This window comes from Pseudomonas sp. UBA6323, assembly GCF_002439135.1.
Lineage (GTDB): Bacteria > Pseudomonadota > Gammaproteobacteria > Pseudomonadales > Pseudomonadaceae > Aquipseudomonas.
Genome location: NZ_DJSX01000034.1, coordinates 34686 through 47790, shown reverse-complemented (window position 1 = coordinate 47790; position 13105 = coordinate 34686). Strand labels below are relative to the sequence as shown.

Below are 13105 nucleotides of genomic sequence, written 5' to 3'. Positions count from 1 at the left end.
GGGTATCATGCGCGCCTCATGGAGACCCTTTGATGAATACCCTGTTTCTGCATTGCCGCCCCGGTTTCGAGGGAGAGGTTTGCGCCGAGATCACCGACCTCGCGGCGCGTCTGGACGTGCCCGGCTACTCCAAGGCCAAGCCCGGCAGCGCCTGCTCCGAGTTCATCTGCAGCGAGGCGGCCGATAGTGAACGGCTGATGCGCAGCGTGCGTTTCAACCAGTTGATCTTCCCACGGCAGTGGGCGCGCGGTGCGTTCGTCAGCCTACCGGAAAGCGACCGTATCAGCGTGTTGCTGGAGGCCCTGGCTGACTATCCGGTGTGCGGCAGCCTGTGGCTGGAAGTGGTGGATACCAACGAGGGCAAGGAAGTCTCGACTTTCTGCAAGAAGTTCGAGGCGCCGCTGCGCAAGGCGCTGCTCAAGGCCGGCAAGCTGGTGGATGACGCGAAGAAGCCGCGCCTGCTGCTGACCTTCAAGAGCGGCCGCGAGGTGTTCGCCGGCATCGCCGAGGCGGACAACCAGGCGATGTGGCCCATGGGCATTCCGCGCCTGAAGTTCCCGCGCGAGGCGCCGAGCCGCTCGACGCTCAAGCTGGAGGAGGCCTGGCACCATTTCATCCCGCGTGAGCAGTGGGATCAGCGCCTGGCGCCCGGCATGACCGCCGTGGACCTGGGCGCCGCACCGGGCGGCTGGACCTGGCAGCTGGTCAATCGGGAGATTCGTGTGACTGCCGTGGACAACGGGCCGATGGCCGAAAGCCTGATGTATTCCGGCTTCGTCGTGCACCAGCGCGCCGATGGCTTCACCTTTCGCCCGCGCCATCCGGTGCACTGGATGGTCTGCGACATCGTCGAGAAGCCGGCGCGCACGGCGGCGATGATCGAGACCTGGCTCGGCGAAGGGCTGTGTCGCGAGGCGGTGGTCAATCTCAAGCTGCCCATGAAGCAGCGCTACGCCGAGGTGCGGCGCCTGCTCGATCGCATCGAGTCGGGGCTGGTCGAGCGCGGCCTCAAGGTCAGCATCGGTTGCAAGCAGCTGTATCACGACCGCGAGGAAGTGACCTGTCACCTGCGCCGACACGGCAGGTGATGGACTGAACCCGGCATGCCGCTGGCTGCGCGCGCAGGGTGACCTTTAGGTCGGCTTTGCGCGACAATGCGCGCCTGCCTGTGGAGCCCTTTATGTCCGAAGCCCTGACCCTCAACCACGATGACCTGCTCGATGCCAGCGGCCTGAATTGCCCTGAGCCGGTGATGATGCTGCACAACAAGGTGCGCGACCTGTCGCCGGGCGGCTTGCTCAAGGTGATCGCCACCGATCCCTCGACTCGCCGTGATATTCCCAAGTTCTGCGTGTTCCTCGGCCATGAACTGCTCGGCCAGGCCGAAGAAGACGGCACCTACCTGTACTGGATTCGCAAGAAGGCCGACTAGGCTGCGTCCGTAAATTTAAGCCGTAGGGCGGGTGCAACCCGCCTAGTCGCGGCTGGCGGGTTACAGCCGCCTTACGGAGCGTGCGCTAGCTCGCGCTATTCCATCCCGCCTGTCCCGGCGCCAGGCCGCAGCTGTTCAGCAGCGTCTGCCAGGCCTTGACGTGGCGCGCCGTGGCCGTACGGAAACCCTGCCATAACGAACCCTGCTCGCCCGCCAATCGCTGCAGATGCTCGCGGGTGGCTGGCGGGATGCCGTCGATACGCTGCAATTGCAGCAGCGCCGCCTGCCACTGCTGACCGCGCTGGTCGACCTGTGCCAGATAAGGCTGCAGGCCGCCGGCGTAGAACTTGACGAAGATGTTCTGCAGGATGCGCCCGCGCGGCGTCGCCTGGCCCAGAGGGCACAGCGGGCGGCCATGTTGGCGTTGCTCGAGTATTTCGCTGCCGACGTCGAGGTTATGGCGCAGGCTGGTCAGGCTGGTGATCAACTGGCCGCCCTGTTCGCTGGCGTATAGGGCGAAGAACAGGGGTTCCAGCTCCTTGGCACTCGGCGGTAGCTGGCCCGGCAGGCCGGCGCCGATGCGGCCCAGCCGCTGCAGTGCGTCCAGGGCTGCACTGTCTTCCTGAGTGTCGACCGGCACTGCCTGGTCGGCAAAGCGCAGGTAGTTCTCGAATTCCGGGCTGCCATTCAGCGCATTCCAGAACACCGCTGGCAGTTGCTGGCGTTTGTCGCTGGCCAGGCGTTGCAGGGTGGTCTTGAGGCTGGAGTCGTCCTGCAGGTGCGGCAGGCAGTCATCGATGGCGCGCAGCAGGTCGCCTTCGTAGCCAAGCCGCTGGCTGGGCATCAACTGCTTGCCCAGGCTGCTGTTGCGCTGGCTGATCAACTGCTGCAGGTGCGGGCAGCGCCGCGCGTCGATCACCAGATCGAGCAGGCCGATACGCAGCTCGGGAATTTCCGCAAGCCGCTCGCGCCGTGCCGGCAGGCGGTACTGGCTGACGCTGCGGCTGTCGAAGGCGTTGACGTCAGCAGCATCGAGCGAACGCTGCAGGCGCTGGAGGTAGTCGCTCTGCAGGGCCAGGCCGTCGTTGGCCGGGCCGCATGCAGCGAGCAGAAGCAAGCAGAGGAGCAGGACTGGTCGAATCATGCGCTCAGTCTAGAGCTGATCTTCTGCCTATCCAATGGCTCAGGCGGCCCGGCGAATGCGTTTACGTGCGCTACGCGCCAGGCGCACGATGAGCATCGCGGCGGCGCAGGTCAGGCCCACCACCAAACCTTGCCACAGGCCGCTGGGGCCGCTCGGTTCGCCGAACAGGTCGGATAGCCCCAGCGCATACCCCACCGGCAGGCCGATGCCCCAGTAGGCGAACAGGGTCAGCAACATGGTGATGCGCGTGTCCTGATAGCCACGCAGTGCGCCGGCTGCAGTGACTTGAATGGCGTCGGAGAACTGGAACAGCGCCGCATAGACGATGAGCGTCGCCGCCACGGCGATTACCGCTTTGTCCGGCGTGTAGATCTGCGCGATCTGCTCGCGCAGCAGGAACATCAGGCTGGCCGATAAACAGGCGTAACCCAGCGCTGCGCCCATGCTTACCCCGGCGGCGAAACGCGCTTCACGCGGCTGGCCGCGGCCCAGTGCCTGGCCGACGCGCACCGTGGCGGCCATGCCCAGCGAGTATGGGATCATGAACACCATGGAGCTGAAGTTCAGAGCGATCTGATGCCCGGCCACCACGGTGGCGCCGAGCCCGCCGATCAGCAGGGCGATCACTGCGAAGATGCTCGCTTCAGCGAACACTGCGATGCCAATCGGCACGCCGATGCTCAGCAGGCGTCTGATCACCGTCCACTGTGGCCATTCGAAATGAGCGAACAGGGCGCTGGCGCGGTAGTAGGGCGCCCACTTCACCCAGACCAGCATACCGACCAGCATGAAGCCCATCACCAGCGCGGTCGCCCAGCCGCAGCCCACGCCGCCCATAGCCGGCAAGCCGAACTTGCCGTAGATGAAGATGTAGTTGGCCGGGATGTTGAGCAGCAGGCCGAGGATGCCCAGTACCATGGCTGGGCGGGTATGGCCCAGGCCATCGCTGCAGCAGCGCAGCACGTGATACAGCGCCACCGCCGGAAAACCGCAGGCCACGGCGCGCAGGTAGCCCATGGCCGGGGCGATCAGCGCCGGGTCGACGTCCATGGTGCGCAGGATGAACTCGGCGTTCCACAAAAGCGTCGCTGCGCTGCCGCCCACCGCCAGCGCCAGCCATAGTGCCTGACGCACCAGTGGGCCGATGGCTGCTTCCTCGCCGGCGCCGAAGCGCTCCGCCACCTTGGGCGTGGTGGCCAGCAGGATGCCGGTCATCAGCAGGAACACCGGCACCCAGATCGAGTTGCCCAGCGCCACGGCGGCCAGGTCCTGCGGGCTGACGCGCCCGGCCATCAGCGTGTCGACGAAGCCCATGGCGGTGTGCGCCAGCTGGGCGATGATGATGGGCGTGGCCAGGATGAGCAGGCTGCGCAGTTCCGTGCGCACGCGGCCAAGGCGGGTGTCGGTGGACATTTCGACTCTTCGGGATAACAGGAAACCGCGTAGTCTACGCCTTGACGCAGCGGTCAGGAAAGTATGGCGTGAGGCTCTGCCGGGCGCCTCGCGGGGCGACGCTGGCGATCGCGCTGGCATAGAATGGCGGCCTGCCCGATGGAGCCCGCCATGCACATAGTCGCCGACGAAAACATTCCCCTGCTCGATGAATTCTTCGCTGCGTTCGGCAGCATCCGCCGCCTGCCTGGGCGCGGCATCACGGCGGCCGATGTGCGTGATGCCGACCTGCTGCTGGTGCGCTCGGTGACACAGGTGAATCGTGCGCTGCTCGAAGGCAGCCGGGTCCGCTTCGTCGGTACCTGCACTATCGGTACCGACCATCTTGATCTCGATTACTTCGCCGAAGCCGGCATCGCCTGGAGCAGCGCACCGGGCTGCAACGCCCGCGGCGTGGTGGATTACGTGCTGGGCAGTGTGCTGACCCTGGCCGAGCGGGAAGGCATCGACCCCGCTGCGCGCGTCTATGGCGTGGTCGGGGCGGGGCAGGTCGGTGGGCGTTTGGTCGAGCTGTTGCGTGGTCTCGGCTGGCAGGTGCGGGTGTGCGACCCGCCGCGCCAGGCTGCCGAGGGCGGCGATTTCTTCAGCCTGGAGCAGATCATCGACGAATGCGATGTGATCAGCCTGCACACGCCGCTGGATGCTTCGACGCGCCATCTGTTCGATGCGACTCGCCTGGCGACATTGAAGCCGGGAACCTGGCTGATCAATGCCAGCCGCGGTGCGGTGGTGGACAACGCGGCGTTGCGCATCCTGTTGCCGCAGCGCCCCGATCTGAAGGCGGTGCTCGACGTCTGGGAAGGCGAGCCGCTGGTCGACGTCGAACTGGCCGCCCTGTGCCAGCTGGCGACGCCGCACATTGCCGGTTACAGCCTGGACGGCAAGCTGCGCGGCACGGCGCAAATCTATCAGGCTTGCTGCCGTGTGCTGGGCATACCTGAGCAGGTGAGCCTGGCCGAGCTGCTGCCGGCACCCTGGCTCCGCGAGCTGAGCATCGACGGCAACGCCGACCCAGCCTGGGCCCTGGCCAGCCTGTGTCGTGCGGTCTACGACCCGCGCCGCGACGATGCGGATTTTCGCCGTAGCCTGGTGGGCGATGCCGATACCCGTCGCGCCGGCTTCGACCGCTTGCGCAAGCACTACCCGATGCGTCGCGAGATCGATGGCCTGCACGTACGCATTCAGGGCGATGCAGCACCACTGACCGCGCTGGTACGAGCCCTGGGCGCTACCGTTTCGTAGGGTGGGTTAGCCACTTGTCACGTCTATCGATGTTGCTAAGCCCGGTGCGGCGTAACCCACCATCGGCGCAACGCGATAGATCGCCTGGTGGGTTACGCGGCGCGCAGGGTTCATCTGTGGCAGCAAGATCGATGCGCGGCGCCATTAACCCGCCCTACGGATAGTGCGATATCTGCATGCCTTATCTTGCAGCAGTTAAATTGCATGCAATTTAATTGCTCGCTATTTTGTCCGTCACTTTCAGCCCATCAGGACGATTCCCCATGAGCAATGCACTTTTCGATATTCCACTCACGACCATCAAGGGCGAGCAGAAGACCCTGGCCGACTTCGGCGGCAAGGCCGTGCTGGTGGTCAACACAGCCAGCAAGTGCGGTTTCACCCCGCAGTACAAGGGGCTGGAAAACGTCTGGCAGCAATACAAGGACGAGGGCCTGGTGGTGCTGGGCTTTCCCTGCAACCAGTTCGGTAAGCAGGAGCCGGGTGACGAAGGCGCGATTTCCGAATTCTGCGAGCTTAATTTCGGCGTCAGCTTCCCGCTGTTCAAGAAGGTCGACGTCAACGGCGCCGACGCTCATCCGCTGTTCGTGCAGTTGAAAAAGCGCGCGCCCGGCCTGCTGGGTAGCCAGGGTATCAAGTGGAATTTCACCAAGTTCCTGATTGGCAAGGATGGCCAGGTGGTCAAGCGCTTCGCCCCGACCACCAAGCCGGAGGAACTGAGCAGCGAGATCGAAGCGCTGCTGAAATGAGCACTTTCGATACCGCCGGGCTGCAGTTGGACAACCAGCTGTGCTTCAAGCTTTACGCCGCCTCGCGCGCCGTGATTCGCGCCTACAAGCCGATGCTTGATGCCCTTGGCCTGACTTACCCGCAGTACCTGGCGATGCTGGTGCTGTGGGAGTGGCAGGAACATGCGCCCGAGCAGCCGACGCTCAAGGCGCTCGGGCAACGTCTGCAGCTGGACTCTGGAACCCTGACGCCGCTGCTCAAGCGTCTGGAACAGATGGGCCTGGTGCAGCGCCGTCGTGCGCAGGCGGACGAGCGAGAGGTGCATCTGGCGCTGAGCGAGACCGGCAGGGCGCTGCAGGCGCAGGTTCTGCCGCTCAAGGCGCAGTTGCTTTGCCAGTTCGGTGATCAGGACCTGCTGGAGATGGAAGGGCTGCGTCGCAGCCTGGATCGTTTGCTGGCGCGGCTCAGCGAGTGACGTCGCTGGGCAGCCAGGTGTCGAGCATCGCGGCCAGTTCTTCACGGCGGAAGGGTTTGGCCAGGTAGTCATTCATGCCGGCTGCGCGGCAGCGTTCGCGCTCGTCGGACAGCGCATTGGCCGTCAGGGCGACGATGGGCAGTTCCGGCCAGCGGCCGTTGCTGCGGATGCGCCGACTGGCCTCGTAGCCGTCCATCACCGGCATGTTGCAGTCCATGAGGATTAGGTCGACGGGCTGTTGCTCCAGCATTTCCAGGGCTTCACCGCCGTGACCGGCGACCAGAACCTGATAGCCGAGCTTGGCCAGCATGCCCTTGGCCACCATCTGGTTCACCGGATTGTCTTCGACCAGCAGCACGCGCGCCGCGCTTTGCCGACGAGGCTGCGCCTGGGCGTCGTTACCCAGCTCGCCGTCGTCGCTCTGCAGGATGTGCCGCAGCATCTGCAACAGCCCGTTGCGCGCCAGGGGGCGGGCAATCTGCAGCAGCGGCATGAGACGTTGTGCCTGGTCATGCGGTAGGAAATTGCCGTAGGCCGTGACCAGCAAAACCGGTGTGGTGATCGTCGGGCGAAGGCCCAGCAGACACTCGGGGCAATCGCTGATCAGCAGGTCGGCGTCCACACCGAGCAGGCTGGCATCGGTGTCCAGGCGCTGGTAGCTCAGGCCCCAGGTGGGCAGCCATTGGCTGAGCATTTGTTGCAGGCCGCTGCTGGCCGGCGTCATGGCTACGATGCGGCCCTGCAGTGAGGGCTGCATGGCGGCTTGGGCATGGGCTGCCAGCGGCAGCTCGGCGCAGAACTCGCTGCCGAAGCCTTCCTTCGATTGCAGGGTCAGCTTGCCGTGCATCGCCTGGCAAAGACGCCGTGTCAGCGCCAGGCCCAGCCCGGTGCCGCCGTACTCGCGGGTAATGCCCACTTCGGCCTGGGCGAAGGGCTGGAAGATGCGCGCCTGGGCGTCTGCGGCGATGCCGATACCGGTATCGCGCACGCGAATGCTGATGCCGTCCGCGCTGCTGGCGACGATCAGGTCGACACGGCCGAATCGGGTGAACTTGAGCGCGTTGGACAGCAGGTTGCTGACGATCTGGCGTACCCGCGTCGGATCGCCCAGCACCTGTGCCGGCAGGGCCGGATCGATCAGGCAGGTCAGCTCCACGGCGCTGGCGGCGTTCTGCGACAGCAGGCTGGCGGTTTCCTCGGCCAGGGCGCCGAGGTCGAAGGGGATTTCTTCCAGCTCCAGCTGGCCGGCTTCGAATTTCGACAGATCCAGGATGTCGTTGAGCAGTTCCACCAGCACCTTGCCGGAGTCATGGGCGATGCCCAGCTGCTGACGTTGTTCGGGGCTGAGCGGGCCGTCCAGCGCCAACGCTAGCATGCCCAGCAGGCCGTTGAGCGGTGTGCGGATCTCGTGGCTCATATTGGCCAAGAAGGCCGAGCGTGCCTGCGCCATGTTCAGCGCGGTGGTGCGCGCCATCTCCAGTTCGCTGTTGGATTGGCTGAGGCGGGCGTTGGTGGCCTTGAGCTCGGCGGTGCGCGCCGAGACGATATTTTCCAGCTCGCCGAGGTATTGGGTCAGCCGGTCTTCGGCGTTGCGTCGTTGCTCGATCTCCTGGGCAATGCTCGATAGCTGGCGGTTGGTGACTTCGACCAGGATGCCGATCTCGTCGCGCTCATGGCCCTTGGGGCAAGGTACGGGGCGATGATGCGGATCCTGCGGGTTGCGTTGGCTCAGTGCGCGAATCACGCCGGTCAGCGGCTTGGTCAGCATGAAATAGAACATCACCAGCAGGATCAGCGACAGCAACAGGCTGCGTGCGAAGCCGGTGAGCAGGGTCAGCAGCGAGCGCCGCAGGAAGTGGCTGCCGAAGGCGTAGGTATCGATCTCCAGGCGCAGGAAACCCAGCGGCTCGTGAGGCGCGTGGGAGACGAACAGCGGGTCCTGGAATGCGCGCTCGGCGCCAAACAGGCTGTCGCTCATGAAACGGTAACGGCTCTCGCTACGCGGACGACTGACGCTGGCCAGCACCAGGCCGCTGTTGTCGATCAGCTCGGCGCGGGTCACCGCTGGCGAGCGCAGCAGGCCGAGTACCAGCTCCTGCGCCAGTTCCGCATCGATGTTGTAGGCGATACGGGCGGCGGGGTTGTGGCTGATTTCCAGCAGTGCGCGAATCTCGCGGTTGATGGAGGCCTCTTCGCTGGCATAATCGATCGCCACCTGGGTGACGCTCAGCAGCGTGCCAAGGATAAACGCCACCAGCACGGTCAAGCCGGCCTGTTTGAATGACAGGCGATTGGTGAGCGAAATATCCATAAATGCGTGCGTAGTCTCTGATCCTTGGCGCTTGCCAAGCATAGCTGATAGCGACCCTGTACCGGCAGAGCCTGCAACGTGCGGCTCTGCGCAAAAGGAGTAGTAGACCGTGGATTCCCGATTGCTGGATTTTCTCGCCCGCGCCGAGCAGGTGCTGGAGCGTCTCGAGCCTTTGCTGCCTGCGCTGCGCCCGCAGGTCGACTGGAACACATGCGTGGCCGCGCGCTGGGTGCGCGATGGCCGCAGCGGTTACCTGTTGCCGCTGGAGGTCAGCCTCGACCTGTCGCTGAGCGACCTGCTGGGTGTGGACGCCCAGCGCGAGCAACTGGCGCGCAATACCCGTCAGTTCGTCAGCGGCATGCCGGCCAACCATGCGCTGCTCTGGGGTGCGCGCGGTACCGGCAAATCCTCTTTGGTACGTGCGCTGCTTGCCGAGCACGCCAGGGCTGGTCTGCGCCTGATCGAGATCGAACGCGATCATCTGGCCGACCTGCCGCGTGTCGTGGAGCTGCTGGCCGGTTTGCCGCAGCGCTTCGTGCTGTTCTGCGACGACCTGTCATTCGAGGCGGGCGAGGGCGACTACCGTGTGCTCAAGAGTGTGCTCGACGGTTCGCTGGAACAGGCACCGGACAACGTGCTGCTGTATGCGACCTCCAACCGGCGCCACCTGGTGCCCGAGCGGCAGAGTGACAACGAGAATTGGAAGATGGTCGACGGCGAACTGCACCCCAATGAGGCGGTGGAGGACAAGATCGCATTGTCCGATCGATTCGGTCTGTGGCTGTCGTTTTATCCCTTCAGCCAGGATCACTTCCTGATCGTCGTGCGTCACTGGGTTGACGTGCAGGCGCGCCAGGTGGGGCTGAACTGGAGCTGGGACGAGGCGCTGGAGAAAGCGGCCATTCGCTGGGCGTTGGGACGCGGTAACCGCAATGGGCGCTGCGCCTATCAATTCGCTCGCCATTGGGTCGGGCTGCAACTGCTGGAGCAACAGGCATGATCGATCTTTCCCAGGCCGGGGCTGACCTCAACGGTTATCCGCTACTGAGTGCACAACTGCAGGCGCTGCTGTCCGGTGAACGTGACTTCATCGCCAACGCCGCACAGTTCTCCGCCTTTCTGTTTCACGAACTGGCCGACCTCAACTGGGCCGGCTTCTATCTGGTCAAGGATGGCGAGTTGGTGCTTGGTCCGTTCCAGGGCAAGGTAGCCTGCGTGCGCATCGCTTTCGGTCGCGGCGTGTGCGGTGCGGCTGCGGCGAGTTTGCAGACGCAGCGAGTCGAGGACGTGCATGCCTTCGCCGGACATATCGCCTGCGACAGCGCGTCGAACAGCGAATTGGTGGTGCCCCTGGTCAAGGACGGCCGCCTGATCGGCGTGCTGGATCTGGACAGCCCGTCGGTAGGGCGTTTCACCGAAGTGGATCAGGCCGGCATCGAAGCGCTGGTGGCGATCTTCCTGGCCGCCAGCGACTGCTGAGTCGCAAGGCCATCATGTGTGCCGACCGTTTGTGCTGATCCCGCTAACGGTCGGTGCCCTTGCTGTTAACGCTTGGCGCCGATCTTCTCCAGCGTGCGTAGCTCGCGTGGCAGCAGTTGCTGCATGGAGGCGCTGGCCTTGACGCGCTGAAAGTGCGCGGTCAGGTTCGGCCAGCGCGCGGCGTCCAGTGTTTCGCCGCCGTGCTCCATGTTGATCAACTGGCAGGCCAGCGCCAGATCGGCCATCGACAGTCGCTCGCCGAGGAAATAGGGCGCATCGCCCAGCGTGGCTTCGAAGTAATCGAAGTGGTTCGGCAGTTTGTCCCGGAGCGCCTGCTGCACCTTTTCCTCGTCGCACGGCTGGCCCATGGTGGCTTTCAGCACGCGGTTGCGGAACACGGTGAAGGTGCACAGTGGCGCCAGCTCGTAATCGGCGTATTTTTCCAGCCAGCGCACCTTGGCGCGTTGCTCGGCATCGGCGCCATACAGCGGCTTGTGCTCGGGGTAATGTTCTTCCAGGTACTGGCAGATGACGCTGGAGTCCGCCAGCGTGAGGTCGCCGTCGCGAAAGGCAGGAATTCGCCCCAACGGGTTGAGTTCGCGAAACCAGTCCGGCTGGCCGAAGGGCATGACCACTTCGAGTTCGTAATCCAGGCCCTTCTCGATCAGGCACAGACAGAGTTACGGACGAACGGGGAGAGTGGCGCCCCGTAAACGGTCATGCTCATTGCAGCTCCTAATCCTCGGTCAGCGTGTTGGGCTGAGCGAAGGCGAACGTTGCTCTGCCGCCGCTCAGTCGTAGATGTTCTTCTTTTTCCAGTCGTCGTCTTCCAGGTCTTTCAGACCTTCGGTCAACTCGCTCGGTTCTTGCGCTGCGGGTGCATTGTTGTTGAGGACCATGGCATTGGCGCGCGCCAACTGCTCCTCGAAGCGTTTGAGTTGCGCCTGGTAAGGCGCAGGTTCGGGTTGCTTGCGCAGGTACTGCACGCCGCGCTCGAAGGCCAGGCGCGCCTGGCCAGGCTGGTTCTGCTGCATTGCCGTCTGGCCAAGGGTGCTGAAGAACTCTATATGCACCAGCACCAGCATTTGGCGAATCTGCTTGAGCCAATGCTTGCCTTCGCTGACGGGCAGCAGGCCGCCCTGTACCGAGCCGGTGATCAGCGCATGGAGATTTTCCAGAAGGAAACGTATGTCCTTGGCCTTGGCTTCGTTGGTGACGGGCTGGGGCGGGTTCTGCACCGCGATGGATTCGCCCTTGGCGATCTCGGTCTTCAGGGTGGCGATATCGTTCTGCAACGCGGCGTTTTGCTTATCCAGCGGCAGCAGGCGTTCGCTGACCTGAAGCTGTAACTGGCTGAGCAGCAGCTTCAGCTGCGGCGTCATCAACTGACCGGGCATGCGTTCGGAGATATCCTGGCAGCGACGAATGCGGTCGAGCAGGTCGGCGCGCTGGCGGGCTTTCTCCAGCTTGCTGTTCTCGACGGCATGGTTGATGTAGGCAATTACCATCAGCAGGGCGATGCCGCCGACTATCAGCATGGTTATCACGAGTGCGGACACTGCTTGGGACCTCTCGAGAATCAACTTTTCGACCGAGTGTAGTGGCTTGGTCGCATCGCTCCTAGTGTCATGTCAATTTATGGGCTGAAGTCTTTGATTTTAAAAATTTTTTAGAGAGTGGTTGACGACCTCTCAAAGCCTCCATAGAATGCGCGCCACTTCCAGCGCAAAGCCTAAAGCGAAGCGAAGGAAGCCGGAAAGTTGCTTGATGTTCCGGGGTGTGTCCCCTTCGTCTAGTGGCCTAGGACACCGCCCTTTCACGGCGGTAACAGGGGTTCGAGTCCCCTAGGGGACGCCACTTTCAAGCTGTAATGCGGGAATAGCTCAGTTGGTAGAGCACGACCTTGCCAAGGTCGGGGTCGCGAGTTCGAGTCTCGTTTCCCGCTCCAAATTTTGGAAATGCTGCTTCGGCAGGGTTTCAAACGAAGTTCCAGGTCCCCTTCGTCTAGTGGCCTAGGACACCGCCCTTTCACGGCGGTAACAGGGGTTCGAGTCCCCTAGGGGACGCCACTTCAAGTTGTACTGCGGGAATAGCTCAGTTGGTAGAGCACGACCTTGCCAAGGTCGGGGTCGCGAGTTCGAGTCTCGTTTCCCGCTCCAAATAAACGAAAACGCCGCTCATTTGAGCGGCGTTTTCGTTTCTGTCATTTGCAAAGGCAAATCTAAAGGCCCGCCGGTTTACCGTGCGGGCCTTCGTCTATTGGCCGATCAGTGCTTGGCGCCGTCGGTGGGCAGGGCCAGCAGCTGTTTTTCCCGGTTCCAGTCGAAGGGTTCGTCGTTCTCTTCGGCTTCGAAGCGACGTTCGTCGAGGGTCTGGTACAGGGCGATTTCCTCGTCCGGCATGAAGTGTAGGCAGTCGCCGCCGAAGAACCACAGCAGGTCGCGCGGTACCAGATGGGCGATCTGCGGGTAGCGATGGAATACCTGGCTGATCAGGTCCTGGCCCAGATACTGGCTGGATACCGGATCACGCGGCAGTTCTGCGAGCAGCTCGTCGTAGCGCTCGAGGAAAAGGGCATGGCTGTCGTCGAGCACCTGTTCGGCTTCGCCCAGCGCGACGAGGATACCGCGCAGGTGATTGAGCAGGGCGAGGTGGTGTTCCAGATGGCTGGCCATGGTGCAGTGTCCTGAAGGTAAAACGGGCGCAGGAGTATAGAGTTCCTGGCGCCCGCTGTCCTGCATAGCTGGCCTTCGTGAGAGGGGCTTTCGGCTCGGGCATCCTGCTTCGCTCTACCTCCTGCATCCCTGCAGTCGTAGCCGCGAGCTTCTTGAGTTGCGGTAA

At 63.7% G+C, this 13105-nt stretch carries 12 protein-coding genes, 4 tRNA genes and 1 pseudogene; 11 read left to right on the top strand and 6 right to left on the bottom strand.

Annotation, left to right across the window (positions count from 1 at the left end; translation table 11 throughout):
- The first annotated feature begins 32 nt into the window (after window positions 1–32).
- Both rlmM and tusA read left to right on the top strand, forming a co-directional pair.
- Window positions 33–1088, top strand: coding sequence for a 23S rRNA (cytidine(2498)-2'-O)-methyltransferase RlmM (gene rlmM / locus B3P22_RS06925; protein ID WP_296270464.1), 1056 nt, complete (start codon window positions 33–35; stop codon window positions 1086–1088).
- Between the two features lie 92 nt (window positions 1089–1180).
- A complete protein-coding gene (tusA, locus tag B3P22_RS06920) occupies window positions 1181–1432 on the top strand; it encodes a sulfurtransferase TusA (RefSeq protein ID WP_003460892.1) in 252 nt (83 codons plus the stop codon).
- A gap of 85 nt (window positions 1433–1517) precedes the next feature.
- On the opposite strand, the gene B3P22_RS06915 is transcribed toward tusA, so the two are convergent.
- Both B3P22_RS06915 and B3P22_RS06910 read right to left on the bottom strand, forming a co-directional pair.
- The gene (locus B3P22_RS06915; RefSeq protein WP_296270463.1) at window positions 1518–2576 is read right to left on the bottom strand and encodes a DUF3080 domain-containing protein; all 1059 of its coding nucleotides are present in this window, start codon (window positions 2574–2576) and stop codon (window positions 1518–1520) included.
- A 39-nt stretch (window positions 2577–2615) separates the two neighbouring features.
- Window positions 2616–3989, bottom strand: coding sequence for an MATE family efflux transporter (locus B3P22_RS06910; RefSeq protein ID WP_296270462.1), 1374 nt, complete (start codon window positions 3987–3989; stop codon window positions 2616–2618).
- A gap of 150 nt (window positions 3990–4139) precedes the next feature.
- Between B3P22_RS06910 and pdxB the strand changes: the two genes are divergently transcribed.
- The 3 genes from pdxB (at window position 4140) to B3P22_RS06895 (ending at window position 6474) form a co-directional block, all read left to right on the top strand.
- The gene (gene pdxB / locus B3P22_RS06905) at window positions 4140–5270 is read left to right on the top strand and encodes a 4-phosphoerythronate dehydrogenase PdxB (protein WP_296270461.1); all 1131 of its coding nucleotides are present in this window, start codon (window positions 4140–4142) and stop codon (window positions 5268–5270) included.
- A 263-nt stretch (window positions 5271–5533) separates the two neighbouring features.
- Window positions 5534–6019 carry a glutathione peroxidase gene (locus B3P22_RS06900; protein WP_296270460.1) on the top strand — a complete coding sequence of 162 codons (486 nt, stop codon included), beginning with the start codon at window positions 5534–5536 and terminating at the stop codon, window positions 6017–6019.
- Complete coding sequence (locus B3P22_RS06895) at window positions 6016–6474, top strand: MarR family winged helix-turn-helix transcriptional regulator (RefSeq protein WP_296270459.1); 459 nt, start codon at window positions 6016–6018, stop codon at window positions 6472–6474. The genes B3P22_RS06900 and B3P22_RS06895 overlap by 4 nt, the downstream gene beginning before the upstream one ends.
- Here B3P22_RS06895 and B3P22_RS06890 read toward each other — a convergent pair.
- Window positions 6464–8827, bottom strand: coding sequence for a response regulator (locus B3P22_RS06890; RefSeq protein WP_419096422.1), 2364 nt, complete (start codon window positions 8825–8827; stop codon window positions 6464–6466). The genes B3P22_RS06895 and B3P22_RS06890 overlap by 11 nt on opposite strands.
- A gap of 67 nt (window positions 8828–8894) precedes the next feature.
- Here B3P22_RS06890 and B3P22_RS06885 point away from each other — a divergent pair, with 67 nt between their 5' ends.
- Together B3P22_RS06885 and B3P22_RS06880 are read left to right on the top strand one after the other, a co-directional pair.
- Window positions 8895–9785, top strand: a complete 891-nt coding sequence (locus B3P22_RS06885; RefSeq protein WP_275546105.1) for an ATP-binding protein — start codon at window positions 8895–8897, stop codon at window positions 9783–9785.
- On the top strand, window positions 9782–10264 hold the full coding sequence (locus B3P22_RS06880) for a GAF domain-containing protein (RefSeq protein WP_197856569.1): 483 nt from the start codon (window positions 9782–9784) through the stop codon (window positions 10262–10264). Before B3P22_RS06885 ends, B3P22_RS06880 begins: the two co-directional genes overlap by 4 nt.
- Before the next feature lie 65 nt (window positions 10265–10329).
- Here the strand turns inward: B3P22_RS06880 and B3P22_RS06875 are convergent.
- Window positions 10330–10991: pseudogene (locus tag B3P22_RS06875) on the bottom strand (glutathione S-transferase family protein).
- A 64-nt stretch (window positions 10992–11055) separates the two neighbouring features.
- Window positions 11056–11802: a hypothetical protein gene (locus B3P22_RS06870; RefSeq protein ID WP_296270457.1), complete on the bottom strand. Its 747-nt coding sequence runs from the start codon at window positions 11800–11802 to the stop codon at window positions 11056–11058.
- Window positions 11803–12045: 243 nt separating this feature from the next.
- Between B3P22_RS06870 and B3P22_RS06865 the strand changes: the two genes are divergently transcribed.
- The 4 genes from B3P22_RS06865 (at window position 12046) to B3P22_RS06850 (ending at window position 12423) form a co-directional block, all read left to right on the top strand.
- Window positions 12046–12121, top strand: a tRNA-Glu gene (locus tag B3P22_RS06865).
- 15 nt (window positions 12122–12136) lie between these two features.
- Window positions 12137–12212 (top strand) — tRNA-Gly (locus tag B3P22_RS06860).
- A gap of 45 nt (window positions 12213–12257) precedes the next feature.
- A tRNA-Glu gene (locus B3P22_RS06855) sits at window positions 12258–12333 on the top strand.
- Between the two features lie 14 nt (window positions 12334–12347).
- A tRNA-Gly gene (locus B3P22_RS06850) sits at window positions 12348–12423 on the top strand.
- A 108-nt stretch (window positions 12424–12531) separates the two neighbouring features.
- Here the strand turns inward: B3P22_RS06850 and B3P22_RS06845 are convergent.
- Window positions 12532–12939: a PA2817 family protein gene (locus B3P22_RS06845; RefSeq protein ID WP_296270456.1), complete on the bottom strand. Its 408-nt coding sequence runs from the start codon at window positions 12937–12939 to the stop codon at window positions 12532–12534.
- Window positions 12940–13105: the final 166 nt, after the last annotated feature.